Origin of the sequence: Paenibacillus gansuensis (assembly GCF_042684925.1) — a bacterium.
In the GTDB taxonomy this organism is placed as follows: domain Bacteria; phylum Bacillota; class Bacilli; order Paenibacillales; family DY6; genus Paenibacillus_N; species Paenibacillus_N gansuensis.
Window position 1 is genome coordinate 158,243 of record NZ_JBHUME010000013.1, and the last position, 22,602, is coordinate 180,844.

The 22,602-nt window shown below is 35.9% G+C and carries 19 protein-coding genes and 1 pseudogene; 14 read left to right on the forward strand and 6 right to left on the reverse strand.

Translation table 11 applies throughout. The features are described 5' to 3' along the window. Positions 1 to 603, forward strand: a complete 603-nt coding sequence (locus ACFSUF_RS20195; protein ID WP_377605945.1) for a hypothetical protein — start codon at positions 1 to 3, stop codon at positions 601 to 603. Positions 604 to 922: 319 nt separating this feature from the next. Here ACFSUF_RS20195 and ACFSUF_RS20200 read toward each other — a convergent pair whose 3' ends face one another. Further along, positions 923 to 1,375 carry a hypothetical protein gene (locus ACFSUF_RS20200; protein ID WP_377605947.1) on the reverse strand — a complete coding sequence of 151 codons (453 nt, stop codon included), beginning with the start codon at positions 1,373 to 1,375 and terminating at the stop codon, positions 923 to 925. A 231-nt stretch (positions 1,376 to 1,606) separates the two neighbouring features. On the opposite strand from ACFSUF_RS20200, the gene ACFSUF_RS20205 reads away from it, so the two are divergent. From ACFSUF_RS20205 to ACFSUF_RS20225, 5 genes and pseudogenes are all read left to right on the forward strand, one after another. Further along, positions 1,607 to 2,383: a LytR/AlgR family response regulator transcription factor gene (locus ACFSUF_RS20205; RefSeq protein WP_377605950.1), complete on the forward strand. Its 777-nt coding sequence runs from the start codon at positions 1,607 to 1,609 to the stop codon at positions 2,381 to 2,383. A gap of 1,037 nt (positions 2,384 to 3,420) precedes the next feature. Next, complete coding sequence (locus tag ACFSUF_RS20210) at positions 3,421 to 4,887, forward strand: SUMF1/EgtB/PvdO family nonheme iron enzyme (protein WP_377605952.1); 1,467 nt, start codon at positions 3,421 to 3,423, stop codon at positions 4,885 to 4,887. 12 nt (positions 4,888 to 4,899) lie between these two features. Next, positions 4,900 to 5,628 (forward strand): class I SAM-dependent methyltransferase, encoded by a 729-nt coding sequence (locus ACFSUF_RS20215; RefSeq protein ID WP_377605954.1) that lies wholly within the window; start codon positions 4,900 to 4,902, stop codon positions 5,626 to 5,628. 21 nt (positions 5,629 to 5,649) lie between these two features. Continuing rightward, positions 5,650 to 6,900 carry an MFS transporter gene (locus ACFSUF_RS20220; RefSeq protein ID WP_377605956.1) on the forward strand — a complete coding sequence of 417 codons (1,251 nt, stop codon included), beginning with the start codon at positions 5,650 to 5,652 and terminating at the stop codon, positions 6,898 to 6,900. A gap of 934 nt (positions 6,901 to 7,834) precedes the next feature. After that, positions 7,835 to 7,903: pseudogene (locus tag ACFSUF_RS20225) on the forward strand (group II intron maturase-specific domain-containing protein); the annotation flags it as partial. 90 nt (positions 7,904 to 7,993) lie between these two features. On the opposite strand, the gene ACFSUF_RS20230 reads toward ACFSUF_RS20225, so the two are convergent. The 4 genes from ACFSUF_RS20230 to ACFSUF_RS20245 form a co-directional block, all read right to left on the reverse strand. After that, complete coding sequence (locus ACFSUF_RS20230; protein WP_377605958.1) at positions 7,994 to 9,730, reverse strand: sensor histidine kinase; 1,737 nt, start codon at positions 9,728 to 9,730, stop codon at positions 7,994 to 7,996. Next, complete coding sequence (locus ACFSUF_RS20235; protein WP_377605960.1) at positions 9,720 to 10,571, reverse strand: ATP-grasp fold amidoligase family protein; 852 nt, start codon at positions 10,569 to 10,571, stop codon at positions 9,720 to 9,722. Before ACFSUF_RS20235 ends, ACFSUF_RS20230 begins: the two co-directional genes overlap by 11 nt. 537 nt (positions 10,572 to 11,108) lie before the next feature. Beyond that, positions 11,109 to 11,534: a hypothetical protein gene (locus tag ACFSUF_RS20240; RefSeq protein WP_377605962.1), complete on the reverse strand. Its 426-nt coding sequence runs from the start codon at positions 11,532 to 11,534 to the stop codon at positions 11,109 to 11,111. Between the two features lie 3 nt (positions 11,535 to 11,537). Further along, the gene (locus ACFSUF_RS20245) at positions 11,538 to 12,206 is read right to left on the reverse strand and encodes a thermonuclease family protein (protein ID WP_377605964.1); all 669 of its coding nucleotides are present in this window, start codon (positions 12,204 to 12,206) and stop codon (positions 11,538 to 11,540) included. Between the two features lie 822 nt (positions 12,207 to 13,028). Here ACFSUF_RS20245 and ACFSUF_RS20250 point away from each other — a divergent pair. Continuing rightward, complete coding sequence (locus ACFSUF_RS20250; protein ID WP_377605966.1) at positions 13,029 to 13,394, forward strand: AlbA family DNA-binding domain-containing protein; 366 nt, start codon at positions 13,029 to 13,031, stop codon at positions 13,392 to 13,394. A 394-nt stretch (positions 13,395 to 13,788) separates the two neighbouring features. Here the strand turns inward: ACFSUF_RS20250 and ACFSUF_RS20255 are convergent, their stop codons facing one another. After that, positions 13,789 to 14,511: a hypothetical protein gene (locus tag ACFSUF_RS20255; protein ID WP_377605968.1), complete on the reverse strand. Its 723-nt coding sequence runs from the start codon at positions 14,509 to 14,511 to the stop codon at positions 13,789 to 13,791. A 1,607-nt stretch (positions 14,512 to 16,118) separates the two neighbouring features. Between ACFSUF_RS20255 and ACFSUF_RS20260 the strand changes: the two genes are divergently transcribed. The 7 genes from ACFSUF_RS20260 to ACFSUF_RS20290 all read left to right on the forward strand — a co-directional run bounded on the left by ACFSUF_RS20260 (position 16,119) and on the right by ACFSUF_RS20290 (position 22,602). Next, positions 16,119 to 16,922: a hypothetical protein gene (locus ACFSUF_RS20260; RefSeq protein WP_377605970.1), complete on the forward strand. Its 804-nt coding sequence runs from the start codon at positions 16,119 to 16,121 to the stop codon at positions 16,920 to 16,922. 156 nt (positions 16,923 to 17,078) lie between these two features. Beyond that, positions 17,079 to 18,029 (forward strand): sulfotransferase family protein, encoded by a 951-nt coding sequence (locus tag ACFSUF_RS20265; RefSeq protein ID WP_377605972.1) that lies wholly within the window; start codon positions 17,079 to 17,081, stop codon positions 18,027 to 18,029. A 60-nt stretch (positions 18,030 to 18,089) separates the two neighbouring features. Next, a complete protein-coding gene (locus ACFSUF_RS20270; RefSeq protein ID WP_377605974.1) occupies positions 18,090 to 18,341 on the forward strand; it encodes an acyl carrier protein in 252 nt (83 codons plus the stop codon). Between the two features lie 39 nt (positions 18,342 to 18,380). Continuing rightward, positions 18,381 to 19,454, forward strand: coding sequence for an HAD-IIIC family phosphatase (locus ACFSUF_RS20275; protein WP_377605976.1), 1,074 nt, complete (start codon positions 18,381 to 18,383; stop codon positions 19,452 to 19,454). 28 nt (positions 19,455 to 19,482) lie between these two features. Next, positions 19,483 to 20,370 carry a glycosyltransferase family 2 protein gene (locus ACFSUF_RS20280; RefSeq protein ID WP_377605978.1) on the forward strand — a complete coding sequence of 296 codons (888 nt, stop codon included), beginning with the start codon at positions 19,483 to 19,485 and terminating at the stop codon, positions 20,368 to 20,370. Positions 20,371 to 20,390: 20 nt separating this feature from the next. Further along, positions 20,391 to 21,491, forward strand: a complete 1,101-nt coding sequence (locus ACFSUF_RS20285; RefSeq protein WP_377605980.1) for a glycosyltransferase — start codon at positions 20,391 to 20,393, stop codon at positions 21,489 to 21,491. A gap of 106 nt (positions 21,492 to 21,597) precedes the next feature. Then, on the forward strand, positions 21,598 to 22,602 hold the full coding sequence (locus tag ACFSUF_RS20290) for a fatty acid desaturase (protein ID WP_377605981.1): 1,005 nt from the start codon (positions 21,598 to 21,600) through the stop codon (positions 22,600 to 22,602).

Genomic DNA, 22,602 nt, shown 5'->3' on the forward strand with positions numbered 1-22,602 from the left:
TTGTATGCACTACCGTTTTTATTGATTTCACTCTCGGGAATAATAGCATTGGCCTTTAAAATATCGCAAGTAAGTTCGTATGAAATTAATAAATCTAATTGGAATCCCCTTAACTTAATTAGAGAATCTGAATCCATCACGACTTATCTTAAAACTTGGATTGTTAAGCATCCATTCGTTATCACATTTAGCGTTGGTTTTATAGTTTTAACCCATCAAAATCTTAAATCATTAGAGGCAGTCAAAACCTTATTACCTCAAGTTCCCAATACATATCTTACGGCATATTTATTGTTGTCAGTATTTTTGTTTTACGAGCTTTTCTTTCTCATTATCTCTAAAGTAAAACATCCTATAAATTCTGTACTAAAGATCATAACATTATTATTCTATATACCAATTTATATTTACGTTGGGACTACAGGTGCATCTGCAATTATTAAATCCGTCTTTGTTTTTCTTGTCGGCATTATGACGGGTATAGTAAGAAATGAAATCTTACCTAAACAAATTATCTTAGGAACAATAGTTCTTATTGCTGGAATATGGGCCATCTCGTACTATTTTATCAAATGCATAAATGTAGCTAACAAAGAAATTTAATTGCCTTAAATCTCTAGGGTGAAAGTCCCTTACGGGGTCTGACGAACGGTTTGCCCGCAATTTGTTAATGAAGCCACAATTGACTAAAAGCCAGAAATGGCGGTGCAGGGGTAACCTCCCTTGCACCGCCATTTTAATTTTTAACACCAAATTTCATTTAGGCGAGCCATCCTTAATTGAGCCAGCCTGCTTTTGCGACAACTCTACCTACCTCACTTGTAAACATAGGTTAAGTGACCCATGAAGGTCTAACGAACGTGAGTTATAATGATCATTATAAGACAAATTAACCATAAGGTATATTAATTAAGGATTGTTCTTATAATGCTTGTGGCAATAGGAAATTGTAATTACTTAAATATCCTACAATTGTTCTCTCAACTGGGATTTGTTTACCGTTCCTTTTCAATGTGTTTATTTCAGAAAGTAGGATCTGTTGTACATCTATTCTCAAAGTTTCTAAATCTTTTCCAATAATATTACTCCTAAATGAAGGTATATATGCAACTTTCTCCCCATTGGGAAAATTTTCATACAGAACAGCATAATTCATATCTTCTAGTTCAATATACTCAATAGTAGCAGTCTCCTTAGGTAATGGAAAACCTTTACGAAGATATGAATCACATTGCAAATTTAAGATATCAATACAGAGTTCCCTAGCTTCGTCAATGGTATCCCCTATTATACTCTCTTTAAAAGCTGGTATATATGCAGCTACATTTGCTGCAGAGGCATCTGATTCGTATATGACTATATATTGATTATTCATTTAGAACAAAACCTCCATTTATTCAATGTCTGATAAAAGTATTATTCCATAAGACCTATATAAAATAAATGAAAGTGTCCTGAAATCTACATCTTTCGACCTAAAATCCTTTTTTTACACCTTTTATTGACTCATTTAGTAATATATATAGGTCTTTATGTCGATATATGTTGGTACATGTAGAAAATTAAGGGATTAATAATTATATATACATAATTAATGGAGGATAATATGGAAGAAGGATTAAGTATTATAATTGCTGAGGACAACGAACATCAGAGAGCAAGACTTCATCTATATGCACAAAAGTCAGGGCTTACAATACTTGAGTCAGTTTCTTCTGGAACCAGATTAATTGAGGAATGTTTAAAACATAGACCAGACCTAGTTTTGCTCGATATAGGATTGGAACGAATGGATGGTATTTCTGCCTATAAAAACTTATTAGATTTAGGAATACATCTGCACATTATTTTCATTACCGGATCGAGTAATCCGACACATCTGTTAATGGGCTATGAATTAGATTCCATTGATTATTTGACTAAACCTTTAAACTATAGTCGTTTTGAAGTGGCCATCAATAAGGCAAAAAAGAAAATTCAATATGAAAAATATGTTATTAATATCGAACTCCAATCAGTAAATATGGTTACTGTAAAAAGTAAAAGGCGTAATTTTACTGTCAGTGAAGATCAGATTATTTGTGCTGAGAAAGAAGGAGATTCGAAAGTCATAAGGTTATATACAGTAAATTCTGGTGTTGTAGAGACAACCACACCCTTAAATAAAATTGCTGATCAATGCTCAACTAATATATTTTCACCACATAGAAGCTTCCTGGTAAATTTAAAATATATTGAAAAAGTTGTACCTGATAATATCATTACTGGAAATCACATTATTAAGATGAAGCATGTTGATATGAATATTATATTAACAAAGGCAAATTATGAGGAATATATGCTTAGAACCAAGTCAATAAATAATTGGAAAAGAGACGCCTAGGCGTCTCTTTTCTTTTAATATACGCCCGCATGGGCATCATCTTAAAGGAGAAAGTCCGGAACGGGGGCTGGCGAGCACATACCGGGCTAAGGTGTCTAATCGTGAGGCGGGATTCAGAGGCAAATAGACGGGCCAAGTTAACGCGTACCAAATGACGGGATGCGGCGTCGGTGCCGAGTCAGGCTTGATGAGCATCACTCTCGTTGGCCCAGCGAGATCACCATGCAGCTGCGGTTGGACCTCAGCCGTTCGACCGGCAACATTGGGCTCGCCATCGGCCACCCGGTAGCAGGAGACCACTAGGCCGGGCACACCACTTGGAGTCGGGCAGCTGCGGGCATGGACTATGGGAGGCAGAGGCCTGGTTCGGCATCAGTGAGGGCGCCCGGTTCTCGCCGGGGCTGGATGTGGAATGCGAGGCCGCCTGTGGCAACGCTGCACGGCACGGGGGGGCAACTGGCCCCGCACGATGCTTCTCCTGCTGAATCAAGGTGGAAGGGCTGGCCCCGGTCGTCTCCCATCTTTTAACTGGATGAAGTCGCATGACGCGGATCGACGGGCACCGGGTTGTCAGTGGGATGCTTTGTTATAGCTAATTCCAGGCTGGGGCATGGGAAATGTCCCTTAACTTAAATAATGCCCTTCCAACCTGCTATTGAGAAGCGAAAGGGCTGAAGTGTCTGCATCTCATTAGCTTGAACTTTGTTAACCTATTCTAACCGCATTATGTGTGGAAAAGGGATATTGATACTAATTTGAAAATATAGTATAAATTTCCTAATAAGGATTACGTGAACAGACTTAAATTGATTCCTAGTCTCTATTTCCATATATTAACTTAATAGTTATAATGAGTACATGCCCCAAATATTGGGTGCAAATACATATAAGAGGAGGTTTTTGGGATGAAAAGAAATTGGAAAAAAGGATTTTCCACGCCTATGCCATTCTTTAGTGAAATTAAATGGGGTTAATTTATTAAAAGGGGATGAAGGCTAACGCCTTCATCCTGTTTTTAAAATAAGGAGGTTTTTTAGATGCCAATTATCGAATTAGATAGTCATAAAACAATATACTTGAAAGATTTAGACCTTTTGAGAAACTTGGAAGAAAGAATTCTTCCAGAAGATATTGTAAGTTATCCTCCTTCAAAGTTAAAACAAGAAATGAACGAAATTCTTGCAAAATTATCTAAAATAGAACATCCTGTTGCAGCTGAGTATGTTTTCGGAATGGCGATACTCCATCCAAACACGTATGTTAGATACAGTTTGGTTGAATTCGTTAAAGAGTGGTTGCCGTATCCCTCAGCACTTGAAACCATATATAGATTATTACACGATCCGGACGATCTAGTTTCCTTTCGGGCAATGGAGATTTGTGGTGAAGAAGGTATGGATTTAGCTATCGGTAAGTTAACCCATATTATCGGTCCAGCTAATCAAAAAATTCTTGAACCTAATAAACCCGTTGGGCTCGGGGCAGCTAAAGTCCTTACATCACTAACTCATATTTATGAAACAGAGGATGTTGAAGAATTAAGGAATTATGAAATGTATTATAAGCTCTATAAGAAACTTGAGGACAACGCTGATTTTGAAGAGCATATTCCAGTTGACTTACTGGAGGATTTTGTAAGTAAGGATCATGAAGGTATGGTGTTAATACCAGGTGGGTTCTTTAAATACGGTTTAGAACCTGATCAAGTACCAGATAAGAATTTTGGTTGGAGTGATGCATGCCCTACTAGGACGGTATGGCAACCGCCATTTTTCATCGATAAATATCCTGTAACTAATGAGCAATATGATAGCTTTGTACGTGACATACTTCAAAATGGCCATGTTTTTTGTCATACAAATGAACCTGAGGAGAAGGACCACACTAGAAATACATATTGGGATGATAGGTTTAAACCAGAACATCCTGTAACAGGTATAGATTATTATGATGCTTATGCTTTTGCGAGATGGGCAGGAAAGGATTTACCAACTGAGTATCAATGGGAAAAAGCAGCAAGAGGAAAAGAAGGTCATATCTGGCCTTGGGGTAATGAATTTTTGGACAAAGCATGTAACTGGTCGTATACTACTACGGGTTTATATCCTTCAGGTCCCAACGAATGGAGAAAGCATATTGTAGGAATTAACTCTATTGATAACACTTGCTTGGTTAGACCGGCTTCCGAATATGCTCAATATGCAAGTTCTTATGGGGTTGTCGGCATGGTTGGTAACCATTGGGAATGGACAAGGAGTGACTTTTTAACAAGAAGAAATTTTACTCCAGCTTTAGTTAATCATGAAACTAAAGAGAATGCATATGCTGTTCTTAAGGGGGGCTCTTTTTATTCACATCCTGGACTTATGTTTCCTTCTTTTAGGGGTAAAGATATCGCCTTTTGCAGACATAATGAGATGGGGATAAGATGTGTTGTAAATATCCCTATTAATAAATTAAGAAAAGCCTTAGGTAAACCATTTAAAAATAAAACAATATATTAGGATGATATTAATATGAATTGGTGGGAAAACTTTTTTGATAAAGACTATATCAAGTTTTGGAAGACTGTTAATTTTGAAAGAACTGAAAATGAAGTAAAAGGAATAATTAATTTATTGAACTTAAAAGGTAATGAAGAAATACTTGATGTTCCTTGTGCCCAGGGGAGAATTGCTATAAGACTTGCAGAATTGGGTTATACAACTACTGGTTTAGATTATTCTGAATATTTAATAAATTTAGCACTTAGCCAATCTAAGCATCTGGATAATTGTAACTTCGTAGTTGATGACATGAGAAGATTCTCTTCAACAAGGGATTTTGACACCGTTTTGGGGATCTTCTCCCCTCTAGGGATGTTTGGGAAGAGAGAAGATGATATCAGCTTTATAGAGGCCGTCTACAATACATTAAAAGAGGGTGGTAAATTTTTACTAGATAACATGCATAGGGATTACATCATTACTTTAAGTGGGAAAAATGAGTGGTGGGAAATAGATAACACATATTTAATGGAAAAAAGGGAGTTTGATTTTGTGAACTCGATTTCATATAGTAAATTGTTTTGGTTCGAGGATGGTCTTTGGAAGGAAAAAAACGCATACACTAAAGTTTATTCCGTGGAAGAGATTATACAATTGCTACAAGATTGTAATTTCAGAATAGATGCATATTATGGCGACTATAATGGAAAAAGATTTTCTCTATCGGACCCTCGTATTATTATAGTAGCTACAAAGTAAAACTCTATTGGGGGGAAAGAATTGAAAAAGCTTTTTAATATTGATCTATTATTGAGAAATCCAAACCTTAGGAAAATATGGTTAGCCATGTTTGTATCTCGAATGGGGGACGGTATTTACTCTGTAGGATTGGCATGGTTTACATATAATACTTATAAAACAGGCTGGAGTGTTGGTTTAGTACTTGCTGCTAACGCTTTAGCTACCTTTGTGGTCGGGATCATTGCTGGTGTATATGCGGATAAAAAAGATAAGAAGAATATTATGATTTTCTCAAACCTAATTAGCGGCATATTGGTTGCATTAATTCCATTATTAATATGGATGAATGGGCTTAATTATGTAATGCTCGTGGTCATATCTTTTTTACTTGGAGCTACTTCCCAGTTCTTTGAGCCTGTGCTTTATGCCTCTATACCTAAGATAAGTAAAGAAAACGAACTGGTTGAATCGAATTCAGCAATCGGTTTAACAGATAGTTTAGGATACTTGGTTGGCCCTTTTATTGGTGGACTATTAATTACGTATTCTAATGCTAATGTAATATTTATTATAAATTCAGTTTCTTTTTTATTAGCCGCCGTTTTTATTTCACGTTTACATGTAAATTTAAATACAATCAATATTACAAAAAAAACACCCCAAGGGTTTTTGAAAGATTGTTCAGAAGGGCTAATATACGTTGTCCGGAATAAGACACTATTTTCTTATTTCGGGTTTTCTACTCTCGCCTTATTAGCTTATTCTCCATTATTCGTTGTATTACCAGTTTATCTTGATGATATTCTACATTTAACATCAGCAGAACAATCTTCAACTTTGGGTGTGCTCTATTCTTTATTAGCATTTGGTCAATTAATAGGATTTAGCTTAATTTCTTATGTGAACAATCAATTAAAGGTACTGGTGGTTATTGGTTACTTATTGCATGCTGTGGGCTTTAGCTCATTTTATTTTTTTCATAATGCGTATATAAATTATATAAGCATCATCATAGCGGGAGTCTCTTTTGGTTTAGCTGGTGCTGCTTTCCAGACCGCATTACAGAAACAGGCTTCACCAAACTTTATCGGAAGGGTATTTGGTTTTAAATCTGCTTTAAATGGAATAATGCTTCCTTTAGGACGAAGTTTAACAGGATTGTATTTAGTCACTGCTACCAGCACCAGTGTTTTTCTAATTATGGCAAGTATGTACGTCGTGGCTTCATTGTGGGGCTATGTGTCTATTCCCAAAAATAACAACAACTTTGAAGAGGTATTACATTTATAATATACGGTGAACGGTTCTGATGCTTAATGCCTATCATTTACCGTCAACGTAGGACTGGATACATTGTTTGTTGACGTAATTAAACTGGCCTCAGGAATTCTATTCTTGTCACATCCTCGGAAATAACAGAAAAATGGCAGTCAGGGGTTAATCCTGTTCTGTTTTTTTTTCTGTTTTGATCTATATTACTAAGGGAAGCATGCGGAATTTTAAACCTCTCCTTTCAGTTAATTCTTCCCTGAAATACTTCCCGCGAAGGATGTCCGGCCATTTAACCAGTTCGGATCGCCAATAATAACTAATTAGAGATGCTGCAGCGATAAAAGGACCAAATGGAATTTTCGAAAATTTTTTATTATCTCCCGGATAAGATAATCCCAAAACCTGCAACGGTACCGGCTAATGAGAAGAGAAGAAAGAACTTACGGTGAGTTTTATTCGTATAACCAGCCCTATGAATGCAAGAAGCTTTATGTCCCCGCCACCAATAGCGTCGGAATTTTAAAAAAAAGCGGATATCACTACCAATTAAAGCCGCTGCAAAATACTCCCAAAAGAGGTGTGTGTGTAGAGGGTGGATAAATCCGGAGGACAGCTACACTTGCGATTCGAGGCAACGTTAATCATATACCGTATATCGCAAATGGAGATAATAATAAGCGCCGAGGCATACCAGGAAGCCCGTTGGTGGCCGAGGGCTGCAGGACACGTGTCCTCCTGATTGACTGGACCGATACTCTAGAATCATGAACCCGACCTACCGGCGCACGCTCTCCCTAATCTAGTACGGAGCGGGGGAGGTGGTGCCCGTCTGCGCCCGTTCGAGCAGTTGATACCGCACGACACAGTGACGCGGATCGGTGGGTACCGGGTCGCGAGAGTGATGCTTTGTAACAGCTAATTCCAGGCTTGGGGCATGAGAAATGTACCGGAGAACATAAATAATGCCCTTCCAACTTCCTACTGGGAAGCGAAAGGGCTGAAAAGTCTACATTCACGTTAGCTGGAACTTTGTTAACTATTGGAACAGCCGTATACGCACCCGCAGGTACGGTGGTGAGAGGACGGGGGCTAGTCACCTCCTCCTACTCGATTAAGCTGAAAGGGGAAGAACAACCTTAAAGGTTATTTCACACTGATTCTGAGAGATTTCTATTTTACCTTTGTAGTTACTCAGTCTCTCATTAACAATCGCGAGTCCTAACCCGCTATGCCCCTCATTAAATTTCTTACTATAACCATAGTTTAAAATATTATTTAAGTCTTCAGTTGATAGTCGCTCGGATAAAGTGTTGGTTATACTAAATGATAGCAAACCATCTACAATTTTTGCTTCTATATGAACCCTTCTATTTGCCGGATCGACTTTAATGGCTTCTTCAAATGCATTATCGATTAAATTACCAAGTATTTTAACAATATCAACGGACCGTAGACCTGTGATATCTATCCGTTTTACTGCATCAAAATCGTAGCTAAATTTGATTTTCCTGTGAGCTGCATGAGTTACCTTAGCATTAAGTAATGACGCTAACGCAGGATGCCCAATTTCTATCATGTCATTGACTAACATGAATTCTTCGGCCAGGTCATCTAGGTAATTATCTAGTTCATCATACATCTTTAGTTCAATGAAGCTTTTAATGGTATCCAGGTGATTTGAGTAGTCATGGTGTTGCCCTCTGAATGCTACAATCAAGTTATTAATCTCACTTGTATAATTATTCTGTACATCTTCGGCAATATCGTCTTTTGCTTTTCTTATGAGTCTAAATAAAACTGTCGCTACAATAATACTCAATATAGAAACCAGTACAATTATGGAAATAAAGTTTACCATTTGTTGATTTAGCGCGGATGTAATGCTATCTAAACTTGTTGTGATTCCAATTACGTAGGGGAATTCTACATTGTTTAAAGTAACAGGGAAAAAGGTTTTTAAGACTTTATTTTTTTGAATTGTTGCTGAAACATGTACCGATTTCCCATTTTTGGACGCCTCTAGAATGTGTTTAATATCATCATTAGTTTTATATTTATAGTCTCCATAGAAAACTTGTCGTTTACCATATCTTGGGTTTTTTCTACCATTAGAATATGTGAATAATGATGGATCATTTGGAGAGAGAGCTATAGTATTCGGGTTAAAGACAGTAATTTCAAGAAGGTCTTTATTTTCTGAAACAGTATTTCTAATTATCTTTTCAACGCCTGCATTATCTTCAACCTTTTTGATATACTGATTGTCCATGTATGGGTTAATTATGTAATTTGTTGAGCCATCATAATAGTATCCATATTTGTTTTTAACAGAAGAAGGGTCAGAGGAGGAGCCGGAAAGCTGACCGGCCCAAAAGTTAGGTAAAACATCACCCTTTATCGTAACTGGCTTTAATGCGAATAATTCATTAAATGCGATGAAATAGTCACCCCAGTCTTTGGAGCTAATGCCAATTTGCTTAGGATTTGAAGATTTAACCCCAACTATATCATCACCCAATTTCGCAAAGAGGGTTATGTCACTTATATCATATTTATTTTTTAGTTGTATTAGTGTGTCATTATTTACTTTTCTATAATCCTTAGGTAGTTCCTTTAAAGAGCCGATGGATATATCCCTTAATTTTTGTGCCATAAGTTCATCAGTTATTGAAAAAGCATATTCCGTATGGTCTATGCTTAATTTTATTTGGTTTGATATTGCAAGGGTTCGGCTCTCCATACTCTTGGTTAAGGATCGTTCGACCGTATAATAATATACGACGTCATTTAAAACAATTGTTAACAAAAAAACAGTTATTGAAAGTATAAAGATATTTCTAATTTTCAAGTAAGGCACCGCCTATGTTTGTAATGTCACTTAAGTAGGTTTTGAGATCCAGTAATTCTCCAAATTGATGATCAAACTGACGAGGGTTGAAGGCTTCAAATCCATTTCCAGGTACAAAAGTGAGTTCCCCAAAATAAACAACATTATTTGCTTCGTAAAGGTCAACACGAACAAATCCAAATGGCTTGGATAATTGCGCAGCTAGCGAGAGCATCTTATCGAAATTCTTTGGCATAGAGACGGTCTCACTAATATTTTCATACAGCAAGACGAGTGGGAGCTTGTTCCAATGAGTGTCATATAAGTTCCTCTTATGATTATCAAATCTACCGGAATCAACCTGTATAAAGTGAGGAACTCCACCAAAACAAAAGAACTTATAATCCTTAAGGTCACCAGAAGGATCATAAATTAGTTCCTCAACAATTACTCTTCCCTGGAGTGGTTTATAGCATAACTCCCCTGTCATATCACCGTAATTAGAATCAAGCCAGCTTCTCATTTGAATGCAAATTGAGTTCCAGTCAACTTTATTCTTATCTTTTACGATGATATTCCACCCTGAACCATGAGTAGCCTTCATAATAAAGGAAGAAGGGAGTTGATTAAAGTCGATTTGTTCAATTGTTTCATAGATTCCCACCATAGGAATGAGATATTCCTGGCCTATGGTTTTCTTAACATAATCCCGAACATTATATTTATCTACGTAATTACTTAGCCTTTGTAAATTTCCATGTAGCTTAATATACTGCAGTTTCTCACTAAAAGTTTGGGGATTTTTCAGATCAGGAACATATCCTTGGAATTTGGTGAAGTTAGACATAATGTAATTAAGCAATGAAACCACGCTCCTCTGGGAATTCCTCTCTAAACAAGAAAAAAATCTACAACGTAAAGACAACTAAATAGTTAAAAATTATGAATTTTTTTGTTCTTTCTCAATACCTTGAAATCGTTAGGCTTTAACTCAATTGATGAATATTCTATCTTACAATTTGAATTGGGACAATAGATCCCTACTTCTATAGATAAGCCTGTCATTACTGTTGTTGTAGGTTGTAATAAGGTATTACACCGTACGCACCTAAAGTATGTATTTAGTTCCAATTTAAAGGCTCTCCTATCCGTATAATAGTAACTTGATCGGTCTATGATTACATTCATGAAATGTACCAAAGGAAAATAGTACATTAGTACTATGTTATATTAAACTCACATAAGAAACAATATTTATTGCCGCTGCGTGATTGAGATCGTGCCACCGCTCAGGGAGAATAAGCGGGGAGAGGAGATAGGATTACGTTTAGCAGCAGATAAAGGCTCACTTTAATATGAGAATTGGACAAAAAAAGGACTCTTACGGAGCCCTTTGAGTTTATCCTTTAATATTTTTCTTTCGAGTGACCAACCAAGTACAAATAATTAGAGTTGCACAAACTATACCAATTGAAAATATTACCGAGTTACCCAAGACATATTTCCTCGTAGTACTATACTCCATTCCCACTGTAGAATTGGTTTCTGAAGTAATGCCTTGCTTTTTCAAATAATTATGAAATTCAAGAACTGTAATTATACTATCCCCATTTTTGTCTGCGGCAGGCGGACCTAGTTGACTATAATCGTTTTTCTCTCTGGCCGTATTAATGTAGTTCTCAGTTATATCCTGACTTCGTAAATATTTTTCTACTTCATTGAGAGCTACAATTTTTGACTCAGACGGGAAAAAGTAATTATACGCTGGTATAGCCATGCAAATGAGGAGAATTAAGACTCCACTAATTATTACACTTTTTTTCATTAGTTAATCCTTCTCACAAGCAGCGCCGTCTTTATCCCGGTCGAGCCTGTGCGGATCCTTATCCGGTCCTCCAGCGGCAATGAAGAACGCCTGTGCTTCGGCTTCCGTATCGAAGTCCGTGCAGTCGCGGTCCGGTCCGTTAGGATCGTATTTAACGCCAGTGGCCGGCTTGCTCTCCGCTTTGTTATTGTCCGCCCAAAGTCCACGCTTGTTATCGCGCGCTTCTTTTTGCAGCGCTGTAAACGTCTTCGTATGCTTAACGTTAGGCGGTATCGTCAACAGCACGGCATATCCGTTCTTAATTAGCTCGGAGTTAACGAACGTTCCGTCCGCTAGGTATACGTAAGCGAGTAGACGGCCGTATTTATCACGTTGCTGAACATCAAATACGAGCGTAACCGTTTTACCTGTGAGTAACTTTTTCGTATAAATAGACGCTTCCTTACCGTAGTATTCAACCGGCTTTGTAGGGTGAACAGTTTCCGGAGTGTCTACTCCGATCAAACGTACATTTTCCGTAGACTTGCCTACCGCGATTTTAAATGTATCTCCGTCAACGACTGATGTGACTTTGTAGTTGCCGTTTTTGAGTGTGGGTTTCTTATCAGCTGCCATAGCAACGGATCCAAATAACAGCGTGAGTAACGTGATGAATACAATTAACTTTTTCATATTAATCCTCCTTCATTTTGCGTAGACGAATGTACATGTTTCCCTTAGAAAAAACTCCTCTTTAATTCTAACTACTGTGTCCGTAACATCTACAATAATACCACTACCGATAAGTTCGTTCCCTTGAAACACTAGGATAGGTTTCTTCTCAAAGTTAGCGGTATGTAAATGGACGTTTCCTTTTAGCCAACGAAATCCCATGTAATTATCCATATTTCACCACTCCCGTCCTATATTTTACGATAATTGTCTAATCCTGCCTACTGCTTTTTACCTAACTACTATGCGGAGGAACCAGAAGGCAACGGCAGGTTGATGACAGTAATGTGGAGCATTGAAGAGCGCTAAGATAGTATTGGAGGGGAGTTGGCCAACGAGTAGGGGGGGGGGGAGTTTAAGCAGAGATTGACCAATGCCAGGGTAGAAGAAAACAATTTGGTCAAGCGAGGAGTTAATGCTGAACGTCGTAATAGATAAATATACGGCAGCATTGATATAAATGGTTTTGAGATTTTTAAAGCATGGGAGCATCTATTCAACGTGAAAGAAACTTTAAAATTGCTTCTGCTAACGGAATTTTCAAAACCGAGCTTTGTTGTATTCCCATAAGAAGGCTTGTAATTTTATAATAATTTGGTAGATTATGTTGGAATCTAATGTTTGAACATCAGATATCCGAAAGCAGTTTCAATCGATTCAGTTATCCCGTTCCAGCTGGGTATCTTTTTCTGATCTGTATTGTAGAATGGATAGAACGTGAGGTTTTATGGACTTTGGGGAATATTGGTTTGATATAGTGTTGATACGATAGGGGGCAACCATTTGTCTTTACTATGGAAACCGATTGACCAAATTACTGAGCAGGACATCCAAAGTCTTTTCACCAATCTAGTTCCGGAGAGTCGCGTCGTAGCGCTGCCAAACCTTCAAGGTGGGGACAATAAGCGCGAGTTCGTATATGACGTTACCGCCTTCGCTAATGGTGGCGGGGGAGAGCTCATCTTCGGCATTGCTGAAGCATCGGGCCGGCCTGATCGCGTGGTAGGTGTCTCGATCGGTAATACAGACCAGCTTATTCGGCAGGTTGAAGAGATCATTCGCACCAGCGTGCAGTATATATGGCATTCAGATTCATGCGGTACAGCTTTCATCGACCGGCAACTACGCATTCATGATTCGGATACCTAATAGTCTTATTTTGCCGCACATGGTGAGTATAGGAGGCACGCAGCGATTCTACACCCGAAATTCGGCCGGCAAGTACCCAATGGATATCAACGAAATTCGTTCTGCAATCCTCTCTACCGCAGGAATTTCCGAAAGGCTAAGGGACCTACGACTCTTTCGTATCGCGAAAATTAAAGCAGATGACGGCTTTATGACGCTACGGAACGGGGCACGTAGTACTTTTATTGAGACCTAAAATATATGATTCTGCCAAGGACATTTCAACTTCTTATTGCGGACACCCGACCGATTGTCAACCTCGATCTATAATTTCATATTTCTGCTGGAAAGCAGGCAAAACAAAAGCCAGTAAACCTTTAAATAAGGGTTACTGGCTTTTAGCTTTATGTTGAAACTACTTTACCGTTATATTTCCGACAACTGCTTTTATCGGAGAGTCAATATTCTTATTGTTTGAAAGAGCTTCAATTTTAATAGCTACTTTTTCAATGCCTACAACGACTGCGTCTATAGCAGAAATATCTTCATTGCTAATCGTAGCCTCTTTTAATATAAGCCCACTCTTTTTGTCAATGACAAATAATTTAAAAGACACGTTCGAATCTGCAACGGTCGCTCTAAAATTTAGCTTACTAAATTGTTTTCCTATATTAAAAGTAAATTGATATGAAGCATTAAGATTGTGGACGTTGAATATTAACCCACTAGAAAACACATTATTTCCTATAGAGAGAGCATCAACGTCTACCGTTGGATAGACTTCATTGGTAGGAGCATAAGAATCAAACATTTTTTCTTTTATGATATCTGTATAGTGATTATTCAGACCAAATATAAGCTGTTTGTTAGAAGTATCTAACGAAAAGGGGATTTTCAGCGACTCAGAAATATACTTGGCGGGTACATAATATGTTCCGTTATAAAGAATTGGTCTTAGCTCTTTACCGACTGCATCACGTGGGGCAAATTTTTTGCCATGAACCGTCATCGTAAAGCCGTAATCAATACTAGCTTTTATACTTTTAATCAAATTGCTCGCAGATGCTGAGGAAAAGATTAAAACCAACAAAGAGAAAGAAAGTGCGCTTATAAAAGAAATCTTTTTTAAGTTTAACAATGCAATACCCCCAAGTTTAGAATTTGAATATAAATTCGACAAAATTCCCTCAGTACCTTTAAATATACATACAGAGTTAATGTAATTACACGGTCACCAACTCAAATAAATAACTTTAGCACCTTTGAAACTTGCAAAGAATATGAGCGTGTCTATTTATGTACAAAGTTAGGGTGACGCTTGGCTAGCTGTGGTTATTATAGATGTAGGAGGCGTCTACCCTTCTCCAAGTATTGTATGTATGCTCGACAGAGCGGTATGTGCTCCAAGGCTGACCGATGGAGTTCGCGAACAGGACCAAGTCCAATAAGTTCGGAAATCTTCTCATAAATTTCGGTGTCAGGTTCATCATATTTTTTGATTGTAGTTGCTGTAATGTCGTCTCGAACAGTTTTATACTTGTTTAAAATTGTATGAATCCGTTCGAACCTTTCTAGGGAACCGGACAAGAGGTCGCGCAAACTCCGTTTTCACCCAAAATGAGAGTAACTGAGTTAATTTCTTAATTATCCGCCGGATCGTCCGGAAGGTAATTGATAAGGAAGAGGATGGGGGGGCATTTTCGATCAGACGTGAATATAAGCTCAGTCTAAAAGAATTGGCTCCAAGACCCACCGAACAGGAAGTCCAAGATGAGATGAGTGCACTAAGAAGATATGTCGAACAAGACTAACATTTTATTGTTACTGTAGTACGCTCTTACAAAATTCCATATAATACAGATCCATCTGATTTTACAACTTGCAACATCTTCAAGTACCTCTACACTTACAATATCATTAGACGTACAGCTCTGAAGTTCATATTAAGCCAAATATAGCACTAGGAAGCAAATGTTTGATATGTCTTAAGGCTGGGAAAAGCGTTTGATCATTTGATCAGACGCTTTTTTTAATTTACTAAAATGTGAAAGGTATGTTGGCTGTGATGGGGATGACGTTTGTATTATTTAACGGTATGACGATGACTTAGCTGGATTCTATGAACCAGTGACCTGGATGTAGATCCTAAATGCAAAAAACTTCACGTGCATATAAGCGCTGACTTGATGGTTTTAAGTACTTGAAAAATCGATTCATGACATGAACTTCTACTTCTTCGATCTGGTAGCATATTTATTAATAGAGGGCTTCCTTAAATTGGTGCAAAAATCATTTATTCTTGGCTAGCACCGGCAGGAAGGGGTCATACTCCAGCAAGATAGTAATGCCGAAAAAAAGGCAGATAGAGATATAATTAATCATATTTTGTTATATTTAACTAAATCCAAAAAATGTATTATATGGTGGTAACTATATGTTGCATGAAAGTTCTTGAAATTTGATTTTTAAAATCATTTCAAAGGAGTGTTCAGTATAGAATCTAATATTCTGCCGATTGAAAAACCCCTCGTATCTTCGTACGCAAATCATGCATTCTATCTAACAGCGTTAGCTAGTTCAAAAGATTACTTAGGATGGTTTTATAGTAATTATATTCAATTAAAATGCACATCTTACAAACGGTTTCAAATATGGTTTGATTTTTACACTCTAGACCCTGCATACCATTTTAATCCTCATCTCACAACAACGAGCCAAATATTACAAAGAGAAATGTTGGATGTTGTGAATTTTGGAATTTTGGATCTTATTAGAGGACTGATTGATGCAGGGTATTATGTGCATTTAAATATTGATGAATCAGTAATTCCACAATCACCAAAATATAAAAAAGGACCATATTATCACCCAATATTTATCTATGGCTATAACAACTTAACTGGGAAGTTTAAGATAAGCGGATATTTTAATCATCATAAATATGAATTTATCGAAGCGGATTATGCTCTAATTGAAAAAGGGTACGAATTGGCTAAAGCTGATAAGAATAGTCTTTGGATCAATCGTTTACAGTTATATAAGGTAAATCCATCGGCTAACTATATATTTGATATAGAATGTGTGGTGGAAGGATTGCGTGAATACTGTTTATCTATACCATCAGATAGAAAGATTAGGCACTTCGAAAATCCAGACCCTGATGCTAAATTCGGATTACAAACTTATGACTGTATGGAGGAACATATCGAAACCATAGCTACTTATAATTATCCTATCGATCTAAGGCCATTTCATATTATTTGGGAACATAAGAAGGTGATGGTATCTAGACTGAATTATATGATGCATGATGAACTAAACTTGAAAGAATTCATAAATCAATATTCAGAACTGGAGAAAGAAACAAATTCAATTAAAGATACAGCGTTAAAATTTAAAATTACGGAAGATATGCGTCTATTAAATAACTTGAGTAAAAGCCTAAAGAAAATTCATACACGGGAAAAGTACATCCTGGAGGAGCTGATTTCTACATTGGAGAAAAATAATCAAAAGTTGATCATAAATCAGGAAGAGAAGATCAAGTAATTAAGTAATTAAGTAATGTTTATTTTTCTATTAAGACTTAGAAGTCCTAAGTTATGAGCGAATGATGTTGCTCATTTATGAAGCTGAATTATGAAAACTATCTTTTTTACATGGTGTTAATTAAGGAAATATATTTAACTAAAGAGGACAGATTATATGAATGGTGATAATAGGTCAATTTACAAACCGGTATTTATAGGTGGATGCCCTAGGAGCGGTACTACACTTCTGGGTTCAATGTTAGGCGCACATAGCGAAAGTATTTGTGTACCGGAGTCTCAGTTTAAAATTGGTCTCATATCAAAATTTAAGACATATTCAAATAATATAGAATTATTAAAAAAAGACCTGTTCAATAATAAGAGATTTAAATTATGGCAAGTAGATGCTAAGGAAGTTAAGAACTATCTTATTAATAACAGTATAACCATACAAGATCTTCTAGATTTTCTTGTGGAGTCTTATTCAACCAATCACAAAAAAAAAACCAGCATGTGGATTGATCATACACCAAATAATATCATGTATATCAGAACGCTAAATAACACTTTTAATAATGCAAAGTTTATTCATGTTATTCGGGATGGGAGAGCTGTATTAGCTTCAATTAGAAAGACTGATTGGGCACTTAAAAATGAAAATATTCAAAAGTTATCAACATACTGGGCATCTCAAGTTTCGTATGGTTTAGCAGCAGAGTCCTTCTTTCCTGAAAGTGTTTATCGAGTGAGATATGAAGATATTCTTACAAATACAGAAGAAGTCATAAAAGGGATTTGTGAGTATTTGAATATTCAATTTGAGGAATCTATGTTAAGTACCACTGGATTTGTACCACCAGAATACACAAAGTTGCAACATCAACTTATTGGGGGTGGACTGCAGTCCAATAGAAAAACGGCATGGGAACTTGAATTATCAAAAGCCGAGATTGAACAATTTGAATATTATACTGGTGATTTATTATCATACCTTGGTTACGGGCAATCTAACCGAATGTTATCCTTTGTCGGTGCATCAGGAGAAGAAATAATGGACTTTAATTTTTTGGAAAAGGAAATAAATAGACTATTAACACGTTATAGACGAGAACAAAATATCAAATGACTAATAACGAACACTGTACTGTTTCCCATCTAATAAATATAGAAAAGAGAGGATATGCTTATGAATAGTGAAGAAGTTTTAAAAATTGTAAATAATAAAATGATAGATTTAGGCATAATTAGTGAGGGGGAAATTTTGCAACCAAATGTTGATCTTATGGATGTAGGTCTTGACTCGGTAAATTTAATGTCTTTAATTATTGAACTGGAGGAACAAACCGGTGTTATAGTCTCCGATAGTGATTTGATTCTTGGTAATTTTTCTACTATTGAAGCTATCATGCAATACTTCTATGAGAACGTTAACACATGATGAGTAATGGTTACCAAGAACTATAGAAGGAGACTTCGCATGATTAAATGTGTGATTTGGGACCTTGATAATACCGTATGGAATGGTATTTTAAGTGAGGATATAGAAGTGACACTAAGGTCTGGAATTGTAGATATATTAGAAAGCTTTAAACAAAAAGGTGTTGTACAAACTATTGCAAGCAGAAATGACATGGAGGTTGCGAAGGGTAAGTTAAAAGAAATGGGTATCGACAAATACTTTTTATATCCCCAGATAAACTGGGGAAACAAAGTCAACTCAATTCAAAAATTCATAAATGGCTTCCATTTTAAAATTGAAGACATCCTTTTTGTTGACGACAATGAATTTGAAAGGGATCAAGTTAGAAGTAAGTTCAGTACCATTAATATCTCAGATGCCAAAAATTTGACAGAAGTTTTTGAAATCGCTAAAAATCTTAAAAGATTGGATACTACCGAGGCAATCGAGCGTTTAGAATTATACGCGTTAGAAGAGAAGCGATTAATAAATAAAGAAAATTTTTCAGGAACCGATATAGATTTTTTGCGTGATTCAAATATACAAATTGAATTATTAATGGCGAATTACGAAGAGTTAGATAGGATTAAGGAGTTAATTGATCGCACAAACCAGTTAAATACTACGGGGTATAGGTACACGAAAGATCAATTAAAGGAAATGATAGATAACCCAAGTTACAAATTGTATATCTTTAAAGTTAGCGACAAATATGGAACATATGGCCGTGCTGCTTTACTCATTTTAAGGGTCCATTTAGAAAAGAGAGTTGATATAGTTCAGTTAATAGTGTCATGTCGTTTGTTAGGACGAGGTGTTGCTCAAAGCTTATTATATCTGGCTTACTTGCACGCTTTATCAATCAATAGCACTTTATTAACATGTATGTTTAAGAGAAATCAATTTAATAGACAAATGATCTTAATGTTTACTTCTAATAAGTTCAAGAATGAAGATTTCGAAAAAACCGAAGAAGCAAATTTCTTTGAACTTGACATAACATGTAATAAAATATATCTACCTAATTGGATAAATTTTCTTAACAGTGAGAATAAGGAAATTAATAAAGTATTAGAATCTATTAAAAAATAGGTTGAAATAATACCATGGGGATAGTTAAATGACGATCAGTGTAGTATTAGCTACCAAGAACAAGGCTGAGTATTTAGATCTTACATTACATTGTCTTTCCAAACAGCAGTATACTGATTTCGAATTGGTAATTTGTAATGATGGTTCAACGGACGAAACAGAAAACATCATTGAGAAGTGGCGATCTAAATGGAAGAAATTTCACTATATAAAAAATGATATACCAAAAGGAGTTGCTACCGCAAGAAACAATGCGTTACAAAATGTTTCGCGTGATTATGTGTTGTTTTTGGATGATGATAGGTTGTTGTTGCCGGATTCCCTCAGTAATCATGTGAATATTAATATTCACAATCGAGGTTCATTCGTTTGTGGAAAACGTTGGGAGTTATATACTGGACTTACTCCTGATTCGCGCATAAAAATATTAGATAAATTTGAAAAAGGATATATAGACGGGTTTAGAAGACATATAGAACCAATGCCAAGAGTAATGTCGGAAGCTTATCTGGATCGGGGACCAGGCTGGCCGTTACGATGGTATTGTGTACTTACCGGTAATTTATCAACATCGACTGAGTTAATACAACATTATAGATTTGATCCTAATTTTGTTAGGCTTCAAGATTTAGAGATGGGTTTTCGGGCGGTAAAAGATGGTTGTAATGTGATCTACAGTGAGCAAATCGAATCATTTCACCTAGCACATCCAAGAAAAAATTATAATGAAATTGCAAAAGAAACTTATAAAATCTTTAAAAATAAACATAATGACATTGCAACAGACTTAATAGAATCATTCTTTATAGGTGAGATTTGTCTTCATGAATATGAAAGACAAGTTTTAAAAGGCACTATCGTTACTATGTGTGATTGCAATAAATCCGGTAGCAGGATAAGTTATTTTACCAATTAATCGTTAGGAAGGCGAAAAACTTGGAAAAATACAAAATAGCAATGGTCAAGCTTTTTGGAGAGTATCTCCCACTTACAGAGACTTTTATATACTCAGAATTAGCTAATATTAAGAATTATGACGTAACTTTTTATACAAAAAAAATTACTAATGCTGATCAGTTTCCTTTTAAGGATGTTAGGTTGTTTAACAATATGGAGGATCTTGAAAAGTCAATTATTGAAAATAATATACAACTAATACATGCTAGGTTTGGGCCGTCTGGGATTGGAATAATAAATTTAAAAAAGAAGCTGGGTTTACCTCTCCTTACTTCTTTTCATGGTTTTGACGTTCCAACCAATAAAAGACCTGTTTATACGAAACAATTGTCTAATTTATTTGACGTTGGGGAGGCATTTACTACCACTTCTATTTATATGAAGAACATTTTAACCAGCTATGGTTGTGACGAAAGTAAAATAATTGTTCAAAATAGCGGTATTAACATCAATACGTTTATTAAAAATGATAACTTTAAAAATAAAAATGATAATAAAGTTATTATAATCTCAGCTGGCCGCTTAATCGAAAAGAAAGGTATGGAATATTTAATCAAAGGTTTTTATGCTGCTTCAAAGGTTTACCCAAATATTCATTTAAGAATTATCGGTGAGGGTGAATTGTTTCAACCTCTAAGCAATTTAGTTATAAACCTAGGAATCCAGGATAAAGTGGAATTTATTGGTTCCCTGCCTCACAGTGAAATCGTAAAAGAATTTAATAATGCTGATATTTTCGCTCTCTGTAGTATAGAGGATCGAGTTGGTAATCAAGAAGGTATCCCGAATGTTCTGAAAGAAGCAATGGCTTGTAGTTTACCAATTTTATCCACCCAGCATGCTGGTATTCCTGAACTTGTACATGACGGTTTATGTGGATTTCTCGTTCCAGAGAAAGACTCTGAAAGTATTGCAGAAAAATTGATAAAACTTATCGAGAGTAGGAGTATGTGGAATGTAATGGGGCAACAAGGAAGAAATATAATAGAGCATTCATTTAATAACCAAAAGCAGATACCGAAGTTAGAGGGGATTTATTCAAAATTGATTACAAATGCCAACATTTATAATTTTGGATAATCAATTACATTATACCAACTCAGTAATAAATAGAGATTAACGTTTTCCCAGTGACCTGGCATTTCAGTACATAGTTATAATGATTAAAATGTAAGGGGGACAACAAGTGGGACTAAAAAATGTTAATGAGCATAAAAATATTAATGAGGAGTTTCGACAATTTAAGGGTCTTTCATTCACTAGTGAACTTTTTGCAGAGATCAAGGTATTACAAGAGAAAAATAATTGGTACAATTTTTTCTCTTTACTACTAGACTGGATATTAATAATCACAGCAATTGCTATATCTGAATTTTCAGGGAATTTTATTATTTATTTAATATCTATAATTATAATAGGTGGCAGAATGAGGGGCTTAGACAATTTGATGCATGAGGCAAGTCATAAATTGTTATTCAAGAATTATTTTCTTAACAAATGGATTGCATCTGTTTTTATTGCTCTTCCAGTAATGACGAACTTTAATTCATACTGCACTTCTCATAATAACCATCACAAATATTTGTGGACAGAGCAAGATCCTGACACATCGGAACTGAAAAAGTTGGGGCTTGGTCGCAGCACAATTACAACTAAAACATTTGTGTTAAAGTATATACTCGGGTCCTTTCTAATAAAGCACATTATCAAAAATATAAAAGACTGTTTCATTAGATTGTTTTCTAAAGATCAACAATCAAATATTGAGTATGCAATAAAGTTAAGTGTTTGGTTTGCAATTTTGTTTATCGCTGTGGTTTTTAACTTCTGGACGCAGCTTGTACTATACTGGTTTATTCCGCTAGTAACTATCTTCCCTATTATCCGTTTCTGGTCAGATTTAGCTGATCATTCTGGATTGGAAGTATCCCATCCTCTTTATTCAAGTAGAAATAATTATGGAACTTGGATTGAGAGATTAATTTTGACCCCACATCACGATAACTATCACATTGTTCACCATTTATTCCCCTACATACCACATTTTAATCTTAAAAAAGCTCATATTATTCTTTTAAAACACCCAGATTATGCACAAGCAAGTCATTGTACAGGATTCTTTAATTCGTTTCTACCAGGATTTAAATCAGTTATTGAGGATGTAGTAAAAAAAATGAATAACGTTAATTGA

Bases quoted from the DNA above. Each gene is read 5' to 3' on its own strand.
- ACFSUF_RS20205 (WP_377605950.1), top strand. From the start codon at position 1,607: ATGGAAGAAGGATTAAGTATTATAATTGCTGAGGACAACGAACATCAG.
- ACFSUF_RS20215 (WP_377605954.1), top strand. From the start codon at position 4,900: ATGAATTGGTGGGAAAACTTTTTTGATAAAGACTATATCAAGTTTTGG.
- ACFSUF_RS20270 (WP_377605974.1), top strand. From the start codon at position 18,090: ATGAATAGTGAAGAAGTTTTAAAAATTGTAAATAATAAAATGATAGAT.
- ACFSUF_RS20265 (WP_377605972.1), top strand. From the start codon at position 17,079: ATGAATGGTGATAATAGGTCAATTTACAAACCGGTATTTATAGGTGGA.
- ACFSUF_RS20280 (WP_377605978.1), top strand. From the start codon at position 19,483: ATGACGATCAGTGTAGTATTAGCTACCAAGAACAAGGCTGAGTATTTA.
- ACFSUF_RS20240 (WP_377605962.1), bottom strand. From the start codon at position 11,534: ATGAAAAAAAGTGTAATAATTAGTGGAGTCTTAATTCTCCTCATTTGC.
- ACFSUF_RS20210 (WP_377605952.1), top strand. From the start codon at position 3,421: ATGCCAATTATCGAATTAGATAGTCATAAAACAATATACTTGAAAGAT.
- ACFSUF_RS20245 (WP_377605964.1), bottom strand. From the start codon at position 12,206: ATGAAAAAGTTAATTGTATTCATCACGTTACTCACGCTGTTATTTGGA.
- ACFSUF_RS20275 (WP_377605976.1), top strand. From the start codon at position 18,381: ATGATTAAATGTGTGATTTGGGACCTTGATAATACCGTATGGAATGGT.
- ACFSUF_RS20200 (WP_377605947.1), bottom strand. From the start codon at position 1,375: ATGAATAATCAATATATAGTCATATACGAATCAGATGCCTCTGCAGCA.